This is a genomic window from Leifsonia sp. Root112D2 (assembly GCF_001424905.1).
Taxonomy (GTDB): Bacteria; Actinomycetota; Actinomycetes; order Actinomycetales; family Microbacteriaceae; genus Root112D2.
In genome coordinates, this window is sequence record NZ_LMCU01000001.1 from 1,073,817 (window position 1) to 1,096,985 (window position 23,169).

Here is a 23,169-nt window from a genome sequence, read left to right on the forward strand (position 1 = left end):
TGGTACTGCCGAGTCGAATTCGACTCACTGATGCTTACAACACATCCTCAATGCATGCTATTCCGTCGTCAACTGCTCTTCGTCACCGACGCCGCAAACGGTTTGCCAGAGGCGCCAGTACACCGCGCAACTCGGGCACCCGCATCACTATCAGCATGCCGAAGTACACGACCGCCATGGCGATGCCGACAATCACCATGGTCACTATCGCCTGGCCCTTGCCGCTGACCCCGAAACCGCCGACGGTCACGCCGCCGAGGGCGAGCAACACCAGGTAACCCACGACGGCGGTCGGCAGCGCCGCCACGAGATAGCGCAGCAGGCTGGCGGCGACGCGCCGCCCCTCGAAGCGACCGATGCGTCGGCGCAATAGGTACCAGGCCAGCGCCATCTGCACCGTGGTGGCGAACCCCTGTGACAGCGCGATGCCGATGGCAATGTACGGGCTCGGAAGCAGCGCGCATCCGAGCACCAACAGGCTGAACAGCACGGCCTCAACGAGGGTGAAGAAGAACGGCGTTCGGGTGTCTCCCAGCGCATAGAAGGCGCGCTGAACGATGAAGAGCAGCGTGAGCGAGATGAGGCCGGCGACCGTGGCGATGATCACGAGGCCCATGGCCTGCGTCTGCGCGAAGGTATCGGTGAAGACGCGCGCAAACGGGTAGGCGAGCACCGCCAGAACGGCGGTGGCGCCCACGATCAGCAGGCTCACGCTGCGCAGGGCGGCCGAGATGTCGACGCGCAGGTCGTCGATGCGACCGGATGTTCCCGCCTCGCTCATGCGGGTGAAGTACGCCGTTGCTATCGAGACCGTCACTATCGAGTGCGGCAGCATGATGATGAGCCACGCCTTCGCGAGCACGTTGACCGAGGCGTCACCGGAATGGGCGAGCGAGGCGACATTGCTATCGACCAGCCCGGCGAGGGTGGTGATGATGATCATGCCGAAGGTCCAGCTGGCCATGCGGCCCGCCTCGCGCAGCCCCACGCCGCGCCAGTGGAAGTCGGGCCTGTAGCGCAGCCCGGCACGGCGCCAGAACACGATGAGCACGAGCGCCTGCACGGCGACGCCGACTGTCGCGGTGGCGCCGATGGCAGTGGTCATGCCCGCGGACCATTCCTGGGGTGTGCGGACGCCGGCGGCATCCGCACCGAAAATCAGGATGAAGACACCGAAGCCCGCGATGGCAACGACGTTGTTGAAGACGGGAGCCCAGGTGAAGGGGCCGAACACCTTGCGAGCATTGAGAATCTCGCCGAGCACCGTGTAGAGGCCGTAGAAGAAGATCTGGGGCAGGCACCAGTACGCGAAGACCGTGGCGAGGTCGAGCTTGGCCGGGGAGAAGCCGGAGATGGTGATGCGCACGAGCACGGGAGCGAGCGCGAAGGCCACGATGGTGACCACGGCGAGGATGATGATGGCCAGCGTGAGTAGCTTGTTGATATAGGCGCGACCGCCGTCGGCGTGCAGGCCAGCTTTGACGATCTGTGGCACGAGCACGGCGTTGAGCACGCCGCCCGCGACGATGAGATAGATGGTGTTGGGGAGTTGGTTGGCCGCGGCGAAACCGTCGGCGGCGGCGCCGAAGGAGCCGATCGCTATCGCGAGCACGAACATGTTCACGAAGCCGAGCACGCGCGAGACCATGGTTCCCGCGGCGAGTACGGCGCTCGCGCGGCCGACCTCAGCCACGAGGCTCCTCTTCGGGCCCTTCGGCAGGCTCAGGGACCGAGGCGACCGGGGGGTCATCGCGCTCGCGGCGGCGGCGCAGGATGTTGCGCACAACGCCGAATCCGAACAGCAGTATCAGCAGGATCGCCACCACGAGCGCGCCGAGGCCTTCCCAGTCGGCATGCACTTCGACGGGCAGCACGGCGGGGCTGCCGATGGACACGCCCGTCGGGCTCGTGAGGGAGAGCGACAGCTTCACCTTGCCGTTACCGAGCGTGGCCTTCACTGGAACTATCAGCGTTCCGCGGGAATCCGCCTGCACGGTTTTCTTTGTGCTGCCGTCGATCTCCAGCCGGCCATTCGAGGGCGAGGCCCAGAGCAGGATGTTCACGCGCTGCTTGAGGGAGTTCTCGATGGTGATGGGCAGTGGCGCCTCGGTGCTGGCGACGTTCACCGGACTGCCGGGAATGATCTTGACCGACTGCAAGGTGGTGGTCGTGGTCTTGAGGCTCGCGCCTGTGGCGGCGGCCCAGTCATTCTTGCTGTTCTGCCAGGAGACCGAGAGCAGGCTGAGCAACTGCACCCGCGTCGGCCCGGTCAGGGTGCTGGGGTCGTCGAGAATGGTGCTGAATGCGGAGATTTTCTTCTCGGCATCCGTGAGTTTGGTGATGGTCGCCACGCGCGCGGCCGGCTCCGGAGAGTTCTTGATGCTGATTCCGGGGGTCGGCGTGGCGGCGATGGCCTGAGGCAGGGTGACGGATGCGACCCACGGCGCCGAATCCAGCGCCGAGAGGGTGCGTGGCAGCGTCACGGCATCGGAGGGCCAGCCGCGGTCGAGCGTGGCGAGAATGGTGCGGGTGTCCGGCCCGTTCTCCTGGCCGATCAGCACGAGCTGCGAGTTGACCTCGGCCATGGCCTGGTTCCAGGCGGCGTCTGAGCTCGAGGTCACTGCCTGGCGAAGCGCCGCAGAGATTGTCGCGTCTGCCACAACGGCCGAATTGGCGCCCGCCTTGAGGGCGGCGTTCGGTGTGGTGCTTACATCGCCCGTTGAGGTGTTGGCGCTGGAGAGAATCGTGGTCGTGAGTCCGTTGGCGGCGAAGACGGGCAGATCCGCCGCCCGCACCGTGTTGTCGGCCGGCCAGACGATGCCGCTCATCGTGTATGGCCAGGAGAGCAGCTTCTCGAGGGTGGGCAGCTGGGGGCCGCTCGTCGAGGTGGGCGTGGGGGTGGATGTGTCGGTGGGCGCGCCGGTGCTGGGCGGCGTTGCGGGAGGGGTCTCGCCAACCGTGTCCGGTGTCGTGAAATTGGCGGCGTCGAGCGCCCAGTTCAGTGTGGTGGGGGCGAGGAGTTTCGTGATTCCCGACTGAACCTCGCCCGCGGCATCCGCATCGCCGTAGCGCAGCGGAAAGATGTCATTGGGCACGCCGAGCAGTTGCTGCCGCCACGCGATGGCCGACGCCGGTGCCGAGGATCCGAGAACGCGAATCGAGGCGAGAATCATCGGGTCGAGCCCGATGGCGACGTTTGGGTGCCCGATGAGGCCGTCGAGCTGGCGACTCAGCAGGCCGTTGGGGGCGGTGTAGCTGGCGAGATCGTCGCTCGAGATGAGCCCTGTCGCCGTGGCGGGCGTGGTGATGGGAACCGCGATGGCAAGGTTGGTTGCCTTGTTCGCTCCCCCCGGGCTCCAGACCAGGCTTCCGCGGTCCATGGCCTGGGTCGAGCCGCCACTTGAGAGTGTTGCACCGACGCCGAAAACGGCCGTGGTCTGGTTTTTTACCAGGCCGACGGATGCCGCCGGCACCGAGATCTGTACTGTTGCGGTGGTACCAGGCTCGAGGCGCTCGGTGTGGGTGCTGCTGAGCACCCGGGCACCGGCATCCGCGTCTTTCGCCGTCAGCCAGCTGTCGAGGTCGGTGCGGGTCGAGATTCTGGTGTCATCGATCCACAGGCTCAGGGTGCCGGCGGCGAGGGCGACGGAGCCGCCGTTGGTGATTGTTGCTGTGGCCATCAGCGGCTGCTGCGTGGTGAGCCTGCCACCGTCGTCGACGGCGATAGAGAGGGTGACGCCGGTCTCGACCGCGGCGTGGGGGGCCGTCGCGGAGTGTGCTGCTGATGCATGTGCTGCAGAGAGAGAGGCCGGGGCGACGCCGAGCGAGCCTGCTGCGAGCGAGGAGATTCCGAGGGCCAGGGCCAGGCCCCGGGCAAAGCGCCCGATCATCGAGCGGACGCGTCGCGCGCGGAACCGCACGACTCCAGCTCGGCCACCATGTCGGCAATTCTATGGGGTGCCTTCTGTGAGACCGCCCCTGTTGTGCAGGTTAAACTGGCCCGACCATGCAGAGCGTTGCCGATTCCCTCGCGCGGCTGGGTGATCTCGCGGCCTCCGCGACCGTCTCCCGGCTGGCTGCCGCGTTCGCCGACGCCGGTTACGAACTCGCGCTCGTCGGCGGGCCTGTGCGGGATGCGTTGCTCGGCCGCGGTGTGCACGACCTGGACTTCACCACGAATGCCAGGCCCGACGATATTCTGCGGGTCGTCAAGCCCCTCGCCGATGCGCACTGGGACATCGGTCGCGCCTTCGGCACCATCGGCGCACGCGTGAACGGTGAGACGGTGGAGATCACCACCTACCGCGCCGACAGCTACGACGGCGAGACCCGCAGGCCCGATGTGGTCTTCGGCGACAGCCTGGAGGCAGACCTGATGCGGCGAGACTTCGCCGTGAACGCGCTCGCGCTGCGGCTTCCCGCGGTCACGCTCGTCGATCCGTCCGGCGGCGTCGAAGACCTGCTGGCCGGGGTGCTGCGCACTCCCAGCAGCCCGGAGATCTCCTTCGGCGACGACCCGCTGCGCATGATGCGTGCCGCACGGTTCACCGCCCAGCTGGGTTTCACCGTCGACGAGGCGACCCGGTTCGCCATGGCAGAGATGGCCGAGCGCATTGAGATCGTGAGTGCCGAGCGGGTGCGCGACGAACTCGTGAAACTGCTGGTCAGCGACGACCCGCGTGCGGGCATCGAGCTGCTCGTCGACAGCGGCCTGGCGGCGAGGGTGCTGCCTGAGTTGCCCGCGCTGCATCTCGAGGTCGATGAGCACCACCATCACAAGGACGTGTACCAGCACAGTCTCACCGTGCTGACGCAGGCCATCGGGTACGAGCGGGAGCGGCATCCGGGCGAGGCGCCCGACGTCGTACTGCGTCTCGCTGCCCTGCTGCACGACATCGGCAAGCCGGCAACGCGCAAGCTCGAGGCCGGCGGTGTGGTGAGCTTTTACCACCACGACGTCGTCGGTTCAAAGCTGGCGCGCAAGAGGCTGCGTGCGCTGCGCTTCGACAACGCGACGGTGGATGCCGTCAGCCGGCTCGTTGAGCTGCACCTGCGTTTCTTCGGTTACAGCGAGGCCGCGTGGACGGATTCGGCGGTGCGCCGCTACGTGCGCGACGCCGGCGACGAGCTGGAGCGCCTGCACATGCTCACCCGGGCCGACGTGACCACGCGCAACCAGCGCAAGGCGGATCGGCTGGCCTTCGCCTACGACGACCTGGAGCAGCGCATCGCCGCCCTTGCCGAGCAGGAGGATTTGGACAGTAAGCGGCCCGACCTTGACGGCGAGCAGATCATGGCGATTCTGTCTCTGAAGCCGGGGCCGGATGTGGGCACGGCGTATCGTTTTCTGCTCGAGTTGCGCCTCGACGAGGGGCCGCTCGGCGAGGAGGAGGCCACGCGCCGCCTGCGGGAGTGGTGGGCCGAGCAGGCTGGGCAGCTCAGGCCTGAGTGACCTGCCGCAGGCCGATGCTCGTGGTGATGGCCTCGCGCTGGCCGCCGGAGTGCACGATGTGCTCGCCATCCACGCTCAGCTGGGTGGCGTGGCTTCGAAGCGCGTTCTGCACACCGGCGAGGTGCCTTCTCAACTCCAGCCATTCGAGATCCGGCGCCTCGGCGGAGACGAATTCGGCGAAGGTGACGGTCGAGGCGGTGGCGGCCCGCAACGCGGCATCCCGAATTCTGCGATGGTCCGGATGCCCGTAGCCGCCATTGTCGTCGTAGCTGAGAACGAGATCGGGGCGTACGAACTCGATCAGCGCGCGCACATCGTCGACGACCTCGTTCAGGGGGGCGTTCGACAGCGCGTACGCAGCACGCTCGGTCGCAACGTCGGTCGCCGGTCCGGCGAGACCAGGACGTATCCAACGCATCCCCGAGTCCTCGTAGCGGCGTGCCGGGAGGCCGGCGGCGCGCGCGGGCGGGGCTCCGAGCAGGTAGGCCTCCGAGATGCCGAGGCGCTCGATGGCGCTGTCGAGTTCGCGCACGCGGATGCGTTCCAACGACTGCTCGTCTGCCTCGACGGCGGAGCGGAGGGCGGGGACTACCTCGCCCTGCTCACCACGGGTCGCCGTGAGCAGCACGACCCGCATGCCGCGCTCGACCAGCTCGAGAATCAGCGCGCCCGTCGAGATCGTCTCGTCGTCCGGATGCGCGTGCGCGAGCAGCACGACGCGCGCATCGTGCAGCAGGCTCATACCGGGGCCGGCGTCGGCATTCGCGCGTCGCAGGCGCGGGGCAACAGCGAGGCGTAGACGGCGAGCGTCTCGTCGGTGGAGCGTGACCAACTTCGCGTCTCGGCGTAGCGGCGGGCGCTGGAGGAGAGCCGGGTGAGTCGCGGGGCATCCGTCAGAAGGGCGGCGAGTTGAGCGGCCCAGTCACGCGGGTTGCGGGAGTCGAGAAGAATGCCGCTGTCGGCGGTGACGGCCTCGCTCAGTCCTCCCGTCGGCGTGGCCAGAACGGGGATGCCGCTCGCCGCAGCCTCGAGCGCGACGAGCCCGTACGTCTCCGAGTGCGAGGGGATGAGCGCGGCCGAGGCGTGCGAGAGCAGCTCGGCGAGGGCGTCGCGTGACTGCGGGCCGATGAAATGCACTCGTTCTGCGACGTCGAGTTCGACGGCCAGCGCCCTGAGCTCATCCAGGGTGTGATCGGCGCCGTCGGTCGGACCGCCCGCGATCAGCAGATCGGGCCGGATGCCTGCGTCGATTTCGGCGATGGTGCGGATGGCGAGATCGAGACCCTTGAGCGGTTCGATTCGTGCCGCGGCCACGACGTAGCGGCGCGGCCGGGTGGTGGGTTCTGCGGGATGGAAGAGGGAGGCATCCACCCCGGGCAGCACGACGTGCACGCGTTCGATCGGCGCGCCGAGCCGCTCGAGAATGGTGCGTTGTTCGGCGTGGCTCACGGCAACTATCGCATCCGAATTCTGGGCCAGCCAGGCCTCACCGGGCATGCGGCCCGGGCTCTCCGCACGCTCACCGTGCGACAGGTCGGTCGAGGTGTGCGCGGCGATGCTGTGGAAGCTTTGGATGTGCGGCACGCCGCGGTTGCGGGCGAACGGCAGCGCGGCCATGCCCGACAGCCAGTGCTGCGAATGCACGAGGTCGACGTGGCCGAGAGCGTCGAGCCCGGCCTGGAATTCGTCGACGAAGCCCTCGTGGTCGGCCTTCGGGCGGGGTTCGGGCGGGCCGGCGTCGATGTAACGCAGCGTCAGCCCGGGGGCGAGGTGCTCGGTGATCGGCTGGTCGCGGTCGTAACGGCGGGTCACCACCTCGACCCGGTGGCCGGCCGCCGCCATCCGCTCTGCCGTAGCGCGGATCAGCACGTTCATGCCGCCGACATCGCCCGAGCCGGGGGCGGCGTATGGCGAGGTGTGCAGAGCGATGACCGCGACAGAGAGTGGGGGCGTTGCGGGCATGTGGCCAGTTTAGGTCGTGCGCCGGGTGCCCGATTCGGACAGCGAGAGTTCGGCGATGAGGCAGACGTCGTCCGGCTCACCGACCGGCGGATGCGCCCAGAGCTGCACTCTGCTGAGCCGCAGACCGGCGGCCGCCGCGAACCGATCCAGCGCATCCGGCAAGCGGGCGGCAATCTCGTCAGGCGACTCCATGCCTCCAGATTAGCGAGCAGGCGAGGCGCCGAATGGCGCCGGGGCGAGGCATCCGGTAGGCTATGCAGGTTGTCTGGGTACTCCTGTACCCGCACAGAATGCATAACCCTCCTGTTACAGACCGTCTGTAACCGTTTGAGTCCAAAGGAGGTGGGTTAGTCATGCATCAGTACGAGTTGATGGTCATCCTCGATCCTGAGATCGATGAGCGCACCGTAGCTCCCAGCCTTGACAAGTTCCTCAATGTCGTTCGTAACGACGGTGGAACTATCGACAAGGTCGACATCTGGGGTCGCCGCCGTCTCGCATACGAGATCAACAAGAAGTCCGAGGGCATCTACGCCGTCGTCGACTTTACCGCCAACGCGGATGCGACGGTCGAGCTCGACCGCCAGCTGAAGCTTTCCGAGGCCGTCATGCGCACCAAGGTGCTGCGTGCCGAAGAGGCCATCGCCCAGGTTGCCACCGCCGCGAAGCTTGCCGAGGAGAAGGCGGCCCGCAAGGCTGCTGCCCCGACCAAGTCGTCCGCCGCGAGCTCGACCTCGTCGGCGTCGTCCGCTTCTGTCGCCGCCGCGCCCGCGAAGGCCGCCGCCCCGAAGGCTGCGCCCGCCAAGGCTGCTGCCGACAAGGACGAGGCCCCCGCCAAGGCTGCCGCTCCTGCCAAGACCCCCGCACCGGCGAAGGCCGACGTGGCGTCGAAGGACGCCTAGAACTCATGGCCGGCGAAACCGTAATCACCGTGGTGGGCAACCTCACCGCAGATCCCGAACTGCGTTACACGCAGAGCGGGCTGGCGGTTGCCAACTTCACCATCGCATCCACGCCGCGCAGTTTCGATCGTGCGGCGAACGAGTGGAAAGACGGCGAAGCGCTCTTCCTTCGGGCGAGTGTCTGGCGTGAGTTTGCGGAGCACGTGGCTGGTTCGCTGACGAAGGGCTCCCGCGTCATCGTGACCGGGCGCCTTAAGCAGCGCAGCTACGAGACGAAGGAGGGCGAGAAGCGCACCTCCATCGAGCTCGAGGTCGACGAGATCGGCCCCTCGCTTCGCTACGCCACCGCGGCGGTCACGAGGGCGCAGTCGTCCTCGGCACCGCGTGGCTCCTCCTCCGGCTCGGGCGATGAGCCCTGGGCTGCCAGCGCGCCGGCATCCAACTCCTCCTCCCCCGCGGGTGGAGACGTCTGGAATGCGCCCGGCAGCTTCAACGACGAGACGCCCTTCTAAAGCGCTCGCTCACAACACTTCTTATAGAAAGCAAAGGAAATCATGGCTGGAAAGTCGAGCGGCGATCGCCGCAAGCCAATCCGCAAGGGCAAGGACGGCAAGAACGCCGCCCCCGCGAAGTCCATCCGCGTCGGTGTCATCGACTACAAGGATGTCGCAACCCTGCGTAAGTTCGTCTCCGAGCGTGGCAAGATCCGCGCTCGCCGCATCACCGGTGTCTCCGTGCAGGAGCAGCGCCTCATCGCCCGCGCCGTCAAGAATGCGCGCGAGATGGCGCTTTTGCCCTACGCCGGCTCGGGCAGGTAAGGAACAGACATGTCGAAAGTTATTCTGACGCACGAGGTCACCGGCCTCGGCCAGCCCGGAGACGTCATTGACGTCAAGAACGGCTACGCACGCAACTACCTCATCCCCCAGGGCTTCGCCGTGTCGTGGAGTCGTGGAGGCGAGAAGCAGGTCGAGCAGATCAAGGCGGCTCGTGTCGCCCGTGAGCACGCCACGATCGAAGAAGCCCAGGACCTCAAGTCCAAGCTCGAGGCAACCAAGGTGAAGCTAACCGTCAAGGCTGGCGCCGAGGGCCGTCTCTTCGGTTCGGTCAAGACCGGTGACATTGCGGATGCCGTCGCGGCAGCCGGCATCGGCTCCGTCGACAAGCGCAAGATCGAGCTGAGCGGCGCCATCAAGGCCGTCGGTGAGCACGAGGCGACAGTTCGTCTGCGCGACGACATCACGGCCACGATCACCCTTCAGGTGGTCGCTGCCAAGTAGCAGTCTTCTTGCGATGAGTGGCGGCGGGGAAACCCGCCGCCACACATCATTTAAGCCGCGGATTTGTGCTCATTGGCGCGGTCACTATGCACAGGGCGACCCACTGAACGGCAAAGCTTCAACACAGTGTCTAAACATCTTTCTACACACAGGGCTGTGCAAGTGAAACCCCTGATCAAGTGCATATTGTGCGAGGAAGATTCTTTTTATTCCACAGCTTTATTCACAGCTTCTGCACACGGCGCACGGCGTTTCGCGCAGTTTGTCCCCAGCGTTGTCCACAGGGCGGCTTGTGGCCGGGCATGCCTCCTCCATATCGTGGAGCAGCATCATTCGGCGGGTCGAAACTGCGCACTGCATCGGGGCGCACCGCTATGCCCTGGGCCATATGTCGGTGGTCGCTGAAACAATGCATTAACCGTTCATTGAAGGGGGCCGAGTGTCGATCGCTCATTTGGGTTTGGCTGAGACGCGCACCTCCGGTGAGACTCGTCAGACCGAGCGCACTCCCCCGCACGATCTCCTGGCCGAGCAGAGCGCCCTGGGCGGCATGTTGCTGAGCAAAGATGCCGTGGCAGACGTCGTTGAGGTCGTGCGTGGCGGCGACTTCTACATTCCCAAGCACGAGATCATCTTCGATGCGATTCTTGCGCTGTATTCACACGGTGAGCCCACGGACGTCATCACGGTCACCGACGAGCTCACCAAGGCCGGTGAGCTCTCCAGGGCCGGCGGTGCCGAGTACCTGCACACGCTCACCGGAGTCGTGCCCACCGCCGCGAACGCCGGCTACTACGCCGCCATCGTTGCCGAGCGGGCGCTGCTGCGCCGGCTGGTCGAGGCAGGCACCCGCATCACGCAGATGGGCTACGCCGCCGAGGGCGAGGTGCTCGATCTCGTCAACAATGCGCAGGCGGAGATTTACGCGGTCACTGGCTCCACCGACAGCGAAGACTATGTTCCGCTGACGGATGCCGTCACCGTCGCCATCGACGAGATCGAGGCGGCCAAGCACAAAGACGGCTCCATGACGGGCGTGCCCACGGGCTTTGCCGAACTCGACGAGTTGACCAACGGCCTGCACCCCGGGCAGATGGTCATCGTTGCCGCGCGCCCCGCGCTCGGTAAGTCCACGCTCGCGCTGGACTTCGCGCGCGCCGCCGCCATCAAGCACGACATGCCCACCATTTTCTTCTCCCTGGAGATGGGGCGCAGCGAAATCGCGATGCGTTTGCTCTCGGCCGAGGCATCCGTGCCCCTGCAGAGCATGCGCAAGGGGACCGTCGACAGCCGCGACTGGACCACTATCGCGTCCACCCGCGGGCGCATCAACGATGCTCCGCTCTACATCGACGACAGCCCGAACCTCACACTGGTGGAGATTCGCGCCAAGTGCCGCCGGCTCAAGCAGCGCATCGGCCTGAAGATGGTCGTGATCGACTATCTGCAGCTCATGACGAGCGGTAAGCGCGTGGAGAGCAGACAGCAGGAGGTCAGCGAGTTCTCGCGGGCGCTCAAGCTGCTCGCGAAGGAGCTTCAGGTGCCCGTGATCGCGCTGTCGCAGCTGAACCGTGGCCCTGAGCAGCGTCAGGACAAGCTGCCGGCGCTCAGCGACCTGCGCGAATCCGGCTCGATCGAGCAGGATGCCGACATGGTGATCCTGCTGCACCGCGAAAGCGCCTACGAGAAAGACAACCCGCGCGCGGGCGAGGCCGACCTGATCGTCGCCAAGCACCGCAACGGCCCCACCCGCACCATCACGGTGGCGTTTCAGGGTCACTTCTCGCGCTTCACCGACATGGCGCCGGTGTAGTCAGCTGCGGATGCTGTGGCAGAACGTGCCGGCGCGCATCCCTACCCATTGGGGTGTATCGGGCTCGGCGGATTCGTTCAGCGATTCGATTACCGCGTGGCTCGTGTGCCTGGCATTTGCCGTCGGCGCTCTCGTCGCCGCGGGCACGCGTCACGAGGTGCGGTCGACCGCCGCAAGAATGACCCCGCCAAGGTCGACTGGCCGCGTGAACTGCGGCCAGTGACCGGTGGGCAGATCCACGAATTCGACGTCACGGATGCGTCCGAGCTCAGCCACATAGGGATGACCGGCGGCGAGCCACTCCGCGAGCTGCGCTGAGGGGAACTCGCAGGCGATGACGGTTGCCGGCACCTCGTAGCGGCGGTCGTCGCTGAGGTGTTGCTGGTCGGATGTGACGCGGCGCGGTTCGGCGACGGCGCGCGCCCTGAAAGCGGTGCGCAGCTCTTCGGTGAGGTCGACGAGATCGGGCTCGTCGAAGAACTCCCACGGCGGAAGCGGCACATCCTCACCCTCGGCCGGTAGTTCGTCGTTGATGACGCCGCCCTCGCCGAGTGGGCCGCTGTCGACATACACGGCGCGCGCGACACGCAACGGTCGCGCATCAACGGCACCATGAATGATGGCGCCGCCGCCGGAGTGGCCGACGAGCACGACAGGCCCGTCGATGGCGTCGATCGCGGCGGCGACCGCCTCGATGTGGTCACGCAGACCGATGCCATCGCGTGGCGCATCCGGTGACTGAAGCCCGGGCAGCGTGAGCGGGTGAACCCGGTGCCCCGCAGCGACGAGGGGTGGGGTCACCTGCGACCACGACGATGCATCCAGCCAGAACCCGGGAACCAGAACGATATCCATGGCAGCACGATACGACGCACCGCCGACATGCGCTACGGGGCGGCCTTGACCCGCGGGCGCCACCTGGCTGCCGCCGTGAAGAGCGTGCCGATGAGCATGGCCAGGCCGGCGCCGATCGGAAGCGCGGCCGGTTGCATGTGCCAGCTGTAGCGGGAGGCGAAAAGCAGAACGTAGTTCGGGTAGAACAGCGGGTTGGTCGTGGTGGTGCCGGTGGCATCCATCGTTACGTTCGGACGGGCGAGGGTCGCGCCGGTGTGCAGCGACTGCGAGAGGTACGCGCGGGTCAGGAGGAGCTCCTCGGCACGCACGGCCTGCGGGTCGGCGGCAACGCCCTTTTGCACCAGGATGTGAATAACGGATGCCTCGGCCCGATGTTGCGCCTCACCGACCAGCAGTGCTCCTCCGAGCATTGCCAGCAGTGCGCAGCAGGCGGCGATGAGGGCGACGATTCGGCGTGACATCTGCGTGCTCAGCGTCTGGCCTGGCCGGGGGCGCGTCGTTTGCGGGGAATCCACCGCCACGCCACAAAGAAGCCGACACCGAGCAGCGTGAGCACGCCGGCGACGGCGAGCAGCGGCCCGAGCGCCCACATCACCTGCGGGGTGATCAGGTCGGGCTGAGCCGAATTGCTGGTGCCGCCGGTGTAACTCGGGGTGATCTGGCTCACCGCCCATGTGTAGCGGTCGACGCCGAAAGCTATCAGCGCAATGCCGATAACAACCAGGCCGATCAGGTACGGGTTGCGCCAGACGGGCGGCGGTGTCGGCGCAGTAACGGGCGGCTCGGGTGCGGTTGTGGCAGTGGAGGCGGCGGCATCGACGTCGCCGAACGCGTCCTCCGTGTGGTTCGTGGCCGGGCTCGCTGGTGTGAGGGGGGCACCGCGGCGCGCAGTCTCCGGTGCGTGCGACGGCGCATCCGATTGCTCGGGCTCTGCTGCGGGTGTGGAGCTCTCGACGGCGCCATGCACGCCGGGGTCGTATCCGCGCTGGAACTCGGGACGGTACCGCGGATCGAGGCGGTCGTGCTCAGACATCCGAGTCTCCTTCCGCGCAGCGAGGCAGCCTGAGGCTGTGCATTCGAGCATAGCCATGGGCCTGACGCACGCCACGGGCAGCCGGCTCAATCCCCGGCGACGCGCGGCTAAACTGGGAAGCATCCCCGCTTACGAAAGAGGTCGCCGCGTGGCCGCCGCCCCCACTGCCCACCTGCAGGACCGTTACTGGACGGTTCCGATCGGGCGCGCCCTGGTGGCACTCGTCGCCGCCGTGATCATCACCTTCGCGGCCGACCACTCCCCACAGCTCGGTCTGGTGGTCTTCGGAGGGTTCGCGATTCTCAGCGGCATCATCGTGGCCGTCGCCTGCTTTTCGACTCTTCCGGCCGGCGTGCTGCGTACCCTGTTCACGATTTCGGGCCTCGTCAGCGCGATTCTCGGCATCCTGGCCTTGCTGCTTCAGCTTGGCGGGCTCGGCTGGTTTCTCGTGCTGGTGAGCGCCTGGGCGGCCCTCACCGGCTTCATCGAACTTTATGCGGGTCTGCGCGCGCGCCGGCGGCATCCGGCGGCACGCGATTGGTTGAGCATGGGTGCGCTGACCGCGATTCTCGCGCTCGTCTTCCTCGTCATTCCGCCCGATATCGCACAGCATTTCACCGGGCCCGACGGCGTGGCGCGCAGCCTCACCTCATCCGTGATTCTGGTCGGCATCTTCGGCGCGTATAGCGCGATCCTGTGCGTGTATCTGGCGATCGGCGGTTTCTCGCTGAAGTGGGGAACGCAGAAACCGGCCGAGGCACAGCAGAAGGTTGAGGGAACGGCATGAGTGACGACGACAAGCAGCCGGATGCCGCGGCGGGCGCCCCGGATGCGCCGGAGACCACCGGAGACGGCGCCGTACAGAACGACGCCGCGCAGAATGGTGCCGCGCACGAGACTCCGGATGCCGCGCCCGCGGGGGCGTCGCCGCTGCCCGTGCCCGGAGTGAGCTACACGCCCAGTCGCAAGGATCGGCTGCGGCCCGCCGAACTGATCGGCTTCGCCGCCATTCTCGCCTTCTTCGTGGGGCTCGTCTCGCTGATCGCGACGCGGGAGTTCGTGCTCGCGGGTGTGGCATTCGGCGTGGTCTTCATTCTTTCGCTCATCGTGCTGGCGATGTTCTCGCTGAGCTTCAAGCCGGGCACCGACGAGGTGCGCGACCTCAGGGAACAGAACCGCGAGCACTGAGGCTCTGCCCTCTAGACTGCCGAGCATGCTTCCCGCTGCTGTCTATTCGTGGTTTGTCTCTCTCGAGATCGCACTGGCGGTTGTAACCTTCGTTGCGCTGTGCTTCATCGTCGCCCCGTACGGCGGCAGACACGGCCGCGCCGGATGGGGGCCGACCGTGCCCGCCCGCGTCGGATGGGTGATCATGGAGGCGCCGGCATCCATTCTCTTTCTCATCTTCTATCTGCTGGGCGATCACCGCGGTGAGCTTGTGCCGATCATTTTTCTCGTTCTTTGGCAGGCGCATTACCTGCAGCGAGCGTTCGTGTACCCATTCCTCATGCGTTCGGGCAGTCGGATGCCCGTCGTCGTGATGCTCATGGCGATGGCGTTCAATCTGCTCAACACCTGGGTGAACGCGCGGTGGATCTCGCAGTACGGCTCGTACCCGGCATCGTGGCTGGGTGACCCGCGGTTCTGGATCGGGGTCGTGCTCTTCGTGGGCGGATACGCGCTGAACGTGACCTCGGACCGAATCCTGCGACGACTGCGCCGGTCGAAGACGGCAGGCGCCGCGACGGGCGGGTATTCGATCCCGCAGGGTGGCGGCTACCGCTTCGTCTCGAGCCCGAACTATCTGGGCGAGATCATCGAATGGACGGGCTGGGCGATCGCCACGTGGTCGATCGCTGGGCTCGCGTTCGCCCTGTACACGTTCGCGAACCTTGCGCCGCGGGCCATGGCCAACCACCGCTGGTATCAGCAGACCTTCGACGACTACCCCGCCGAGCGCAAGGCGCTCATCCCCTACGTCATCTGAGGCGTCGGCTGGTCAGTCGGTACGGCGGTTTCGAGACGCGCTCGTTCCTCGCGCTCCTCAACCAGCGGGAGCGTCACCGCGTTCAGTCGAGGTAATTGACGAGGGCGTCGGCGAGGCCCGCGTAGCCGGCGGGGGTGAGCGCGAGCAGGCGCGCACGCGCATCCTCGCCGATGTCGAGCGCTTCAACGAAGCGGGCCAGATCGCCGGCCCCGATGCGCTTGCCGCGGGTGAGCTCCTTGAGCATCGCGTACGGGTCCTCGATCGAGGAGCGGCCGGCGGTGACCTCCGCGCGAATCACGGTCTGAATCGCCTCGCCCAGAATCTCCCAGTTCGCGTCGAGATCGGATGCGAGCAGGCCGGCATCCAGGTCGATCTCGCCCAGCCCGCGCTGCAGGTTATCGAGCGCGAGCAGCGAGTGACCGAGGCCGACGCCGATGTTGCGTTGCGTGGTGGAGTCGGTGAGGTCGCGCTGCAGGCGGCTGGTCACGAGGGTCGCGGCGAGCGAATCGAGCACGGCAGAGCTCAGCTCGAGGTTCGCCTCGGCGTTCTCGAAGCGGATCGGGTTGATCTTGTGCGGCATCGTGGAGGAGCCGGTCGCGCCTGCCTGCGGAATCTGCCTGAAGTAGCCGAGCGAAATGTAGGTCCAGACATCCGTCGCCAGATTGTGCAGCACACGGTTGGCGTGCGAAACGCGGGCGTACAACTCGGCCTGCCAGTCGTGCGACTCGATCTGGGTGGTCAGCGGGTTCCAGTCGAGGCCGAGCGACTCGACGAACTCGCGAGAGATGGCCGGCCAGTCTGCCGAGGGATCCGCGGCCAGATGCGCCGCAAAGGTGCCCGTGGCGCCGCTGAACTTGCCCAGGTATTCGGTGCCCTCGATCTGCGAGCGGATGCGCTGCAGCCGGTACACGAACACGGCAAGTTCCTTGCCCATTGTGGTGGGGGTTGCCGGCTGGCCGTGGGTGCGGGCGAGCATGGCATCCGCCCGGTGCTTCTCCGCCATCTCGCGCAGCACGGCGAGAACGGCGTCGAGCTTGGGCAGCCACACGGCGGTGACGGCCGCCTTGACCGTGAGCGCATAGGAAAGGTTGTTGATGTCTTCGCTGGTTGCGGCAAAGTGGGTGAGCTCGGCGATGGCATCGAGACCCAGCGCGTGCAGGCGTGAGCGCACCAGATACTCGACGGCCTTCACGTCGTGGCGCGTTGTGGCCTCGAGCGTGGCGAGTTCGTCGATCTCGGGCTGCCCGAAGTCGGTAACCAGGCCACGCAGCGAGGCGATCTTGGCATCGCTGAGTGGCTCGGCGCCGAACATGCGGTGCCCGGTGAGGTAGATGAGCCACTCGACCTCGACGTGCACGCGGGCACGGTTGAGCCCGGCCTCGGAGAGGTGGTCGCCGAGCTCGGTGACGGCGGCACGGTAGCGGCCGTCGAGCGGGCTGAGGGGTTGCGGGGGCAGGGTGGTCATGAGGCGGTGCCTTTCGTGGGCGACGAGCCCGTCGGGGGCGTGGCGGCGCGGGGTGTGGCGGCGCGCAGGGCCGGTTCGAGCTGGGCGAAGAGCGAGCGTGAGGCGGTCTCGATGGTTGCCAGCACCGAGTCGAACATGGCCGCATCCGAGTAATACGGATCGGGAACGTCGCTCTGGGCGGCCAGCGCAGGGTCGAAGGAAAGCAGCAGCTGCACCTTGCTGGCCTCGACGTCGTTCGGTGCCCAGGTGCGCAGCACGCGCTCGTGGCTGCGGTCGAGCACGACCACAAGGTCGAGGCGTTCGAACCACTCGGTCTCGAACTGGCGGGCACGGTGGAGTTCGCCGTCGTAGCCGCGACGGGCGAGGGCTGCGATGGTGCGGGCATCCGCCTTCTCGCCCACATGCCAATCGCCGGTGCCGGCGGAGCTCACCTGCACGCGGTGCTGCAGGCCGGCCTTGCTCACGATGTCGCGAAAAACCACCTCGGCCATCGGGGAGCGGCAGATGTTGCCGGTGCACACGAAACAGAGCCGGAACGGCGCGGGCTGCTCGTCGGCGTCCGGCGCAAAGGTCATGTCTCTATTGTGCTGCAGATTGAGAGGCGCGGGTGCGCGGGTGCCGGCATAGCTCATCCTCCCCAGCGCCTCTCAACGCCGGGTTCTCCACCGATCAGCCAGGATCCCGCCCCGACGGCGGGTGGCACGGGCAGGCTCTGAGGTGAGCAAAGGAGGCCCGCGAGTGGCGGCAGGGCAGGGCGACTATCTAGACGGGGTGCTCGGCCTGGGTTTAGGGCTAGGGCCGGGAACGGCACTGGCCTCGGCGTATCAGGAGCGCGCGCGTCTCCACACCCAGAGGGCAGCCGTCGCCCGACTCATCGACGAGGTCAGCCGGGGGCGATCAATGGTTCCGCCGGATGCCGGCAGATTCTGGCAGTCGGATGCGCAGCGCGCGTACTCCGCGCGACTGCAGCAGTTGCGCGGCCAGCTTGCGCTCGCCCAGCTGAGTCTTGACGACGCGCGAGACTCGATAGATCGCGCCCTGGAGCGTGTCGCGCTCGCCGTGACCGAGGCGCAGGCGGCAGCGCCATCGGCAGCGCAGGTGGGCCGCGATGGGTGATCTCATCATCTCCGGCGGCGGACTCACCACCGTCGGCACCGACGAGATGCTCGAACACGCCCGGGAGCTCTCCGCGCTCGCGCCGCAGATCGAAGGGTGGGTTGTCACGCTTCTCTCCCCGGCGGCGCAACCGCCGGGCACGGCTCCGTCGCCGCAGTGGCGCGCAGACAGTCCGGAGGTGTACATGCTTGCGGCGCACACCGCGCTGCGTGAGGCGGAAGAACAGGCGAAGCAACTGGCATCCGAACTGAATGAGGCTGCGGAGGGATACGGTCGCACTGAACGCATGATCCAGCAGTCCTCGCAGTTCGGCGGCGCGGCGCTGGGCTGGGTCATGGGGTTCGCGTCACCCATGGTGCTGCTCGCCGCGGTGTCTGCTGCGCTCTCCAGCGCTGTGGGGGTCCTTGCCGCAACGGCCTTCACCGGCTCGCCCGCCGCCACGCTGAAAAGGCTCAGCCTTGTCATTCGCCACAGCGGCATTCTGAGCAACCCGATGTTTGTCGCATTCGTGCGCACCACTATCTCGTCGGTCGACGACGGCATGCTCGGGGCGGCGCACCTGCCCTTGCCTCTTGCGCTCGGGCTCGATGACGACGCCACCGGTTGGTTCGGTCTGCGCGGCGCGGCCACGGCGGTGGTGGCGCTCGCCGGGCCACGACTGCTCAAGGAGACAGCCGTCACGGCCACACCCTCGGGTGCGGCGGCTGCCGGCGGGCCACCGGCGGCGGGCGGATTCTCCGACCTGGCCGCACGCATCCCGCCGGGAGGAGTGGGCAAGCCGCAGGTGCGCATCGAGAAGTATCTCGGTGACGATGGCACGCCGCGCTGGATCGTCTACGCGGGCGGCACCGTCGACGGCGGCTTCGCGGCCACAACCGAGCCGTTCGACGACACCTCCAATGTTCAGGGTGTCGCCCAGCTCGACCCCGGTTCAGTGCGGGCCACGCTCGACGCATTGAGACAGGCCGGGGCAGAGCCCGGTGACGCGGTTCTCTCCGTCGGGTACTCGCAGGGTGGCATCGTGGCGACGGATGTCGTCACTCGCGGCGGTTACACCAACGCCGGCCTGGTGACATTCGGCTCCCCCACCGGCCAGATGGACGTGCCGCCGGAGGTGCCGAATGTCGCCGTGGAGATCAACAACGACACGGTGCCGAGCCTCGGTGGCGACCCGAAGGATGCGCAGCACGGTGGGCTGGAGCGCACGGTCGTGCGGCGCACGATCTATGACGACACGCATCCGCCGCCGGCCGACCAATGGCTGCCCGCCCACAACATCGCGAACTATCGGGACACGGCGCGGCTGATGGACGACTCCGGCGACCCGCGCCTGAACGACATGCGCTCACGCATCGCCGATTTCACGGACGGCCGGCCGCCCGAGGTGAGCATGTGGCGCGCCGACCGAGTGCCTGCTGCGTCGCACGAAATCACGCTCGCGCCGGGACCAGCGCCCGCATTAACCCCTCACCCGGTGCTCTAAGTGGCAAAAGAGGGCGGAGAAGAGAAGGCGGTGGCTATCGTCTCGTGAGCGGCCGGGCGAAGAGGCCGATGATCCAGCTGATGATCGCCAGCACCAGAGCGCCGAGCACCCCGGCCCAGAATCCGGAGACGGTCAGGCCGAAGCCCATCAGGCCACTGATCCAGGAGACGAGCAACAGCAGCAGGCCGTTGACGATAAGCGCAATGAGGCCCAGCGTGAGGATATACAGCGGGAACGCCACCACACGAATGGCGGTGCCCACCACGCCGTTGACCACGCCGAAGATCAGCGCGACCAGAAGATACGTCAGAAGGGTGGGCAGCGTGCCGCCGGGAGAAAATGGCGTCACGGTGACTCCCGACACGATGAGGGTCGTCAGCCACAGGGCAAGGGCGTTGATGATCAGCTTCACCAGGAATCTCATGGCTCCACTATGTCAGCGTCGCGCGAGTAAGTTAACCCTGTGACCACGCCCGAGCCTCTGCCCGTGAAAGTGCGCCCCGAAATCGCTGCGACGGCCGCGTATGCGCAGGGCCGCACGCCTTCTGCCGACGGCTTCAAGCTGTCGAGCAATGAGAATCCGTATGCGCCGCTGCCGGGGGTGCTCGCGGCGGTGGCAGCGGCATCCGCTCTCAACCGGTATCCGGATGCGCAGGCCACCGCGCTGCGAGCGCGGCTTGCCGAGCGCTTCGATGTGGCCATCGAGAGGGTGCTCGTCGGCTCGGGATCGGTGGCGCTGCTCGCGCAATTCATCTCGGCAGCGGCCGGAGCCGGCGATGAGGTTCTCTACGCGTGGCGGTCGTTCGAGGCCTACCCCGGGCTGGTCACTGTCGCCGGCGCGACGAGCGTACGCGTGCCCGTGCTCGCCGACGGAAGACACGACCTGCCCGCGATGGCCGCAGCCGTCACCGAGCGCACCCGGGTGATCATCGTGTGCACGCCCAACAACCCCACGAGCACCATCGTCACAAAAGACGAGTTCGCCACGTTCATGGCGGCCGTGCCCTCCGACGTGCTCGTGCTGCTCGACGAGGCGTACGGCGAGTTCGAGACCGACGCGGATGCCGTCGACGGCACGCCGCTGCTCGCCGACCACCGCAATCTGGTGGTGCTGCGCACCTTCTCCAAGGCGTACGGCCTCGCGGCGCTGCGCATCGGATACGCCGTCGGACACCCGGCGATTCTCGCCGCCGCGCACTCGGCTGCCATCCCGCTTTCCGTCACCGAGGTCGCCCAAGCCGCCGCCCTGGCATCCATCGACCTCGAAGAAGAACTCATGGAGCGGGTCGCTCGCATTGCCCTGCAGCGTGATCACACGCGGCAGGCGTTGCTCGAGCAGGGCTGGAACATTCCCGAGGCGCAGGGCAACTTCGTCTGGTTGCCGACCGGTGAGGCCACAAATGCCGCCGCCGACGCCTTCTTCGACGCCGGGCTCTCCGTGCGGCCATTCCACCCCGACGGCATCCGCGTGAGCATCGGCGAGCCGGAGTCTGTGGAGAAACTCCTAAAGATTTCGCAGGAGATTGTGCGGACGCTACCAAATGGGCATCCGGGCAAGCGGTTAGGTTAGATGGGTGTCTGCCACCTCTGAGAACCACAGAACCACGCCGACGGTCCAATTCCTCACCGTGGACGGGCGGTTCGCGCCGAGCGAGAGCGCAGACGAATACCTGCCCTACCTCGAGCGGCTGAGCGAAGACGACCACCGCCGGTTCTACCGCGACATGGTCGTGATGCGGAAGTTCGACATCGAGGCTGCCAACCTGCAGCGCCAGGGCCAGCTCGCACTCTGGGTGCCCAGCCACGGCCAGGAGGCCGCCCAGGTCGGCTCCGCCTACGCGGCCCGTGCGCAGGATCACATCTTTCCCTCCTACCGCGAACATGCCATCGGCATGATTCGCGGCATCGACCTCGTCGACATCCTGCGGCTGCTGCGCGGCATCACCCTCGGCGGCTGGGTTCCCGAGGAACACGGCAACTTTCACCTCTACTCACTCGTGCTCGCCTCGCAGACGCTGCACGCCACCGGCTACGCCATGGGTATGCAGCTCGACGGCGCGACCGGCACCGGCAACCCCGGGACGGATGCCGCGGTGCTCGTCTATTTCGGTGACGGCGCCTCCTCGCAGGGCGACGTGAGCGAGTCGCTCGTCTTCGCCGCCAGCTACCAGACCCCGCAGGTCTTCTTCCTGCAGAACAACCACTGGGCCATCTCGGTTCCTGTCGAACGCCAGTCGCGCACTCCCCTGTATCTGCGCGGCAGCGGATTCGGCGTGCCGGGTACGCGCATCGACGGCAACGATGTGCTCGCGGGCTTCGCCGTCACCTCCAAGTGGTTGGATGACGCGCGAGAGGGCCACGGTCCGGCGCTCATCGAGGCGCTCACGTATCGCATCGGCGCGCACACCACCGCCGACGACCCCACGAAGTACCGCACCGACGACGAACTGCAGTCCTGGATCCAGCGCGACCCGATAGCCCGCTTCCGCACCTATCTGCAGGGCCGTGGCGTCGAGCAGGAGTTTCTCGACTCCGTCGAGCAGGAGGCGGACGATCTCGCCTCGGATGCCCGCCATCGCACTCTCGCGCTCGGCGTTCCTCCCATCGACACCGTGTTCGACAATGTGTACGCGGAGCAGCATCCGCTCATCGACGAACAGAAGGAATGGCTGCATCGCTACGAGGCGTCGTTCGGGCAGGAGCAGGCATGAGCGACGGCCAGATGACGAGCGAAGCGCAGCCGGTAATCGAGACGGAGCCGCAGACGCACGAGCAGACGACGGATGCCTCCCCCACGCAGCAGCAGACGGGCATCCGCTCGATGCCCTTCGGCAAGGCGCTGAATGCCGGGCTGCGCGCCGCGCTGACGAACGATCCCCAGGTTCTGCTGATGGGCGAGGACATCGGCCCGCTCGGGGGCGTCTACCGCATCACCGAGGGTCTGCACGCCGAGTTCGGTGAGAAGCGCGTGCTCGACACTCCACTCGCCGAATCCGGCATCGTGGGAACAGCGATCGGTCTGGCCATGCGCGGATACCGACCGGTGTGCGAGATTCAATTCGACGGATTCGTCTTCCCGGCCTTCGACCAGATCACCACGCAACTCTCACGCATGCGCAACCGGCACGAGGGTGCGGTGTCGATGCCGATAGTCATTCGCATTCCGTTCGGCGGCGGCATCGGCTCCATCGAGCATCACTCAGAGAGCCCCGAGGCGTACTTCGCGCACACCCCCGGACTGCGGGTGGTTGCCCCGAGCACCCCGAACGACGCGTACTGGATGATTCAGGAGGCGATTGCCTCCGACGACCCGGTGATCTTCTTCGAGCCGAAAAGTCGCTATTTCGCCAAGGGCGAGGTGGACTTCTCGGCGCCCGTCGCGCCGCTACATGCCAGCCGGGTGGCCCGCGTCGGCAGCGACGTCACGCTCGTCGGGTACGGCGCCATGGTCGACACGATGCTGCACGCCGCCGAGCTCGCGAGCCAGGAGGGCACGAGCATAGAGGTCATCGACGTGCGCTCCATCTCCCCCCTCGATTTCGCGCCGATCCTCGAGTCGGTGCGCAAGACCGGCCGTCTCGTGGTGGCGCAGGAGGCGTATGGCTTCGTGAGCGTCGCATCCGAAATTGCCGCAACGGTCGCCGAGAAGGCGTTCTACTCGCTCGAGGCACCCGTGCTGCGGGTGGCGGCGTTCGATACTCCGTACCCGCCGTCGAAGCTCGAGAACAAGTACGTGCCCGACGCCGACCGCATTCTCGAGGCTGTCGACCGCAGCCTGGCCTTCTAACGGGTCCGTACCCGTTTCGCGCACCGCTAAGGAG

Annotated in this window: 25 protein-coding genes and 1 pseudogene; 15 read left to right on the plus strand and 11 right to left on the minus strand. The window is 67.0% G+C overall.

All coding sequences use genetic code 11. The annotated features are described in order from the left end of the window. Positions 1–82 precede the first annotated feature (82 nt). Both murJ and ASC63_RS04870 read right to left on the minus strand, forming a co-directional pair. The gene (gene murJ, locus ASC63_RS04865; RefSeq protein ID WP_055810426.1) at positions 83–1,693 is read right to left on the minus strand and encodes a murein biosynthesis integral membrane protein MurJ; all 1,611 of its coding nucleotides are present in this window, start codon (positions 1,691–1,693) and stop codon (positions 83–85) included. Continuing rightward, positions 1,686–3,890 carry a DUF6049 family protein gene (locus ASC63_RS04870; RefSeq protein ID WP_055810428.1) on the minus strand — a complete coding sequence of 735 codons (2,205 nt, stop codon included), beginning with the start codon at positions 3,888–3,890 and terminating at the stop codon, positions 1,686–1,688. The genes murJ and ASC63_RS04870 overlap by 8 nt, the downstream gene beginning before the upstream one ends. Before the next feature lie 116 nt (positions 3,891–4,006). Here ASC63_RS04870 and ASC63_RS04875 point away from each other — a divergent pair, with 116 nt between their 5' ends. Beyond that, positions 4,007–5,452, plus strand: coding sequence for a CCA tRNA nucleotidyltransferase (locus tag ASC63_RS04875; protein ID WP_055810430.1), 1,446 nt, complete (start codon positions 4,007–4,009; stop codon positions 5,450–5,452). Here the strand turns inward: ASC63_RS04875 and ASC63_RS04880 are convergent. From ASC63_RS04880 to ASC63_RS04890, 3 genes are read right to left on the minus strand one after another with little or no spacing between them, the layout of a single operon-like run. Further along, positions 5,439–6,194, minus strand: a complete 756-nt coding sequence (locus tag ASC63_RS04880; RefSeq protein ID WP_055810432.1) for a PIG-L family deacetylase — start codon at positions 6,192–6,194, stop codon at positions 5,439–5,441. The two genes, ASC63_RS04875 and ASC63_RS04880, sit on opposite strands and share 14 nt — an antisense overlap. Then, on the minus strand, positions 6,191–7,414 hold the full coding sequence (locus ASC63_RS04885; RefSeq protein ID WP_055810434.1) for a glycosyltransferase: 1,224 nt from the start codon (positions 7,412–7,414) through the stop codon (positions 6,191–6,193). The genes ASC63_RS04880 and ASC63_RS04885 overlap by 4 nt, the downstream gene beginning before the upstream one ends. A 9-nt stretch (positions 7,415–7,423) precedes the next feature. Next, positions 7,424–7,606, minus strand: a complete 183-nt coding sequence (locus tag ASC63_RS04890; protein ID WP_055810436.1) for a hypothetical protein — start codon at positions 7,604–7,606, stop codon at positions 7,424–7,426. A gap of 161 nt (positions 7,607–7,767) precedes the next feature. Here ASC63_RS04890 and rpsF point away from each other — a divergent pair. From rpsF to ASC63_RS16855, 6 genes and pseudogenes are all read left to right on the plus strand, one after another. Beyond that, positions 7,768–8,130 (plus strand): annotated as a pseudogene (gene rpsF / locus ASC63_RS16780) (30S ribosomal protein S6); the annotation flags it as partial. Between the two features lie 191 nt (positions 8,131–8,321). Then, a complete protein-coding gene (locus ASC63_RS04900) occupies positions 8,322–8,828 on the plus strand; it encodes a single-stranded DNA-binding protein (RefSeq protein ID WP_055810440.1) in 507 nt (168 codons plus the stop codon). Between the two features lie 42 nt (positions 8,829–8,870). Continuing rightward, complete coding sequence (gene rpsR, locus ASC63_RS04905) at positions 8,871–9,134, plus strand: 30S ribosomal protein S18 (protein WP_055810442.1); 264 nt, start codon at positions 8,871–8,873, stop codon at positions 9,132–9,134. Between the two features lie 9 nt (positions 9,135–9,143). Then, a complete protein-coding gene (rplI, locus tag ASC63_RS04910; protein WP_055810444.1) occupies positions 9,144–9,596 on the plus strand; it encodes a 50S ribosomal protein L9 in 453 nt (150 codons plus the stop codon). A 439-nt stretch (positions 9,597–10,035) separates the two neighbouring features. After that, complete coding sequence (gene dnaB, locus ASC63_RS04915) at positions 10,036–11,409, plus strand: replicative DNA helicase (protein ID WP_055810446.1); 1,374 nt, start codon at positions 10,036–10,038, stop codon at positions 11,407–11,409. A gap of 10 nt (positions 11,410–11,419) precedes the next feature. After that, on the plus strand, positions 11,420–11,632 hold the full coding sequence (locus ASC63_RS16855) for a DUF1648 domain-containing protein (protein ID WP_082487234.1): 213 nt from the start codon (positions 11,420–11,422) through the stop codon (positions 11,630–11,632). Here ASC63_RS16855 and ASC63_RS04920 read toward each other — a convergent pair. From ASC63_RS04920 to ASC63_RS04930, 3 genes are read right to left on the minus strand one after another with little or no spacing between them, the layout of a single operon-like run. Continuing rightward, positions 11,560–12,264, minus strand: coding sequence for an alpha/beta fold hydrolase (locus tag ASC63_RS04920; protein WP_055810448.1), 705 nt, complete (start codon positions 12,262–12,264; stop codon positions 11,560–11,562). The two genes, ASC63_RS16855 and ASC63_RS04920, sit on opposite strands and share 73 nt — an antisense overlap. Positions 12,265–12,296: 32 nt before the next feature. Further along, positions 12,297–12,725: a hypothetical protein gene (locus ASC63_RS04925; protein WP_055810450.1), complete on the minus strand. Its 429-nt coding sequence runs from the start codon at positions 12,723–12,725 to the stop codon at positions 12,297–12,299. A gap of 8 nt (positions 12,726–12,733) precedes the next feature. Then, positions 12,734–13,297, minus strand: a complete 564-nt coding sequence (locus ASC63_RS04930) for a DUF3185 family protein (protein WP_055810452.1) — start codon at positions 13,295–13,297, stop codon at positions 12,734–12,736. Positions 13,298–13,445: 148 nt separating this feature from the next. Between ASC63_RS04930 and ASC63_RS04935 the strand changes: the two genes are divergently transcribed. From ASC63_RS04935 to ASC63_RS04945, 3 genes are read left to right on the plus strand one after another with little or no spacing between them, the layout of a single operon-like run. After that, entirely contained in the window at positions 13,446–14,084 is a 639-nt protein-coding gene (locus ASC63_RS04935; protein WP_055810454.1) for a DUF308 domain-containing protein, read from the plus strand. Then, the gene (locus ASC63_RS16630) at positions 14,081–14,485 is read left to right on the plus strand and encodes a hypothetical protein (protein ID WP_235491813.1); all 405 of its coding nucleotides are present in this window, start codon (positions 14,081–14,083) and stop codon (positions 14,483–14,485) included. Before ASC63_RS04935 ends, ASC63_RS16630 begins: the two co-directional genes overlap by 4 nt. Positions 14,486–14,510: 25 nt before the next feature. After that, positions 14,511–15,284 carry a methyltransferase gene (locus ASC63_RS04945; RefSeq protein ID WP_055810456.1) on the plus strand — a complete coding sequence of 258 codons (774 nt, stop codon included), beginning with the start codon at positions 14,511–14,513 and terminating at the stop codon, positions 15,282–15,284. 82 nt (positions 15,285–15,366) lie between these two features. Here ASC63_RS04945 and purB read toward each other — a convergent pair whose 3' ends face one another. Both purB and ASC63_RS04955 read right to left on the minus strand, forming a co-directional pair. Beyond that, positions 15,367–16,749, minus strand: a complete 1,383-nt coding sequence (gene purB / locus ASC63_RS04950) for an adenylosuccinate lyase (RefSeq protein WP_055810458.1) — start codon at positions 16,747–16,749, stop codon at positions 15,367–15,369. Beyond that, positions 16,746–17,324 carry a low molecular weight protein-tyrosine-phosphatase gene (locus ASC63_RS04955; RefSeq protein WP_055814918.1) on the minus strand — a complete coding sequence of 193 codons (579 nt, stop codon included), beginning with the start codon at positions 17,322–17,324 and terminating at the stop codon, positions 16,746–16,748. Before ASC63_RS04955 ends, purB begins: the two co-directional genes overlap by 4 nt. A gap of 163 nt (positions 17,325–17,487) precedes the next feature. On the opposite strand from ASC63_RS04955, the gene ASC63_RS04960 reads away from it, so the two are divergent. Both ASC63_RS04960 and ASC63_RS04965 read left to right on the plus strand, forming a co-directional pair. Then, complete coding sequence (locus tag ASC63_RS04960; protein WP_055810460.1) at positions 17,488–17,865, plus strand: hypothetical protein; 378 nt, start codon at positions 17,488–17,490, stop codon at positions 17,863–17,865. Beyond that, entirely contained in the window at positions 17,858–19,348 is a 1,491-nt protein-coding gene (locus tag ASC63_RS04965) for a hypothetical protein (RefSeq protein WP_055810462.1), read from the plus strand. Before ASC63_RS04960 ends, ASC63_RS04965 begins: the two co-directional genes overlap by 8 nt. 34 nt (positions 19,349–19,382) lie before the next feature. Here the strand turns inward: ASC63_RS04965 and ASC63_RS04970 are convergent, their stop codons facing one another. Beyond that, entirely contained in the window at positions 19,383–19,772 is a 390-nt protein-coding gene (locus ASC63_RS04970) for a phage holin family protein (protein ID WP_055810465.1), read from the minus strand. Positions 19,773–19,811: 39 nt separating this feature from the next. Here ASC63_RS04970 and ASC63_RS04975 point away from each other — a divergent pair, with 39 nt between their 5' ends. The 3 genes from ASC63_RS04975 to ASC63_RS04985 all read left to right on the plus strand — a co-directional run bounded on the left by ASC63_RS04975 (position 19,812) and on the right by ASC63_RS04985 (position 23,135). Further along, positions 19,812–20,918: a histidinol-phosphate transaminase gene (locus ASC63_RS04975; RefSeq protein ID WP_235491814.1), complete on the plus strand. Its 1,107-nt coding sequence runs from the start codon at positions 19,812–19,814 to the stop codon at positions 20,916–20,918. Between the two features lie 4 nt (positions 20,919–20,922). After that, positions 20,923–22,059 (plus strand): thiamine pyrophosphate-dependent dehydrogenase E1 component subunit alpha, encoded by a 1,137-nt coding sequence (locus ASC63_RS04980; RefSeq protein WP_055810467.1) that lies wholly within the window; start codon positions 20,923–20,925, stop codon positions 22,057–22,059. A gap of 110 nt (positions 22,060–22,169) precedes the next feature. Beyond that, positions 22,170–23,135 (plus strand): alpha-ketoacid dehydrogenase subunit beta, encoded by a 966-nt coding sequence (locus ASC63_RS04985; protein WP_055814924.1) that lies wholly within the window; start codon positions 22,170–22,172, stop codon positions 23,133–23,135. Positions 23,136–23,169: the final 34 nt, after the last annotated feature.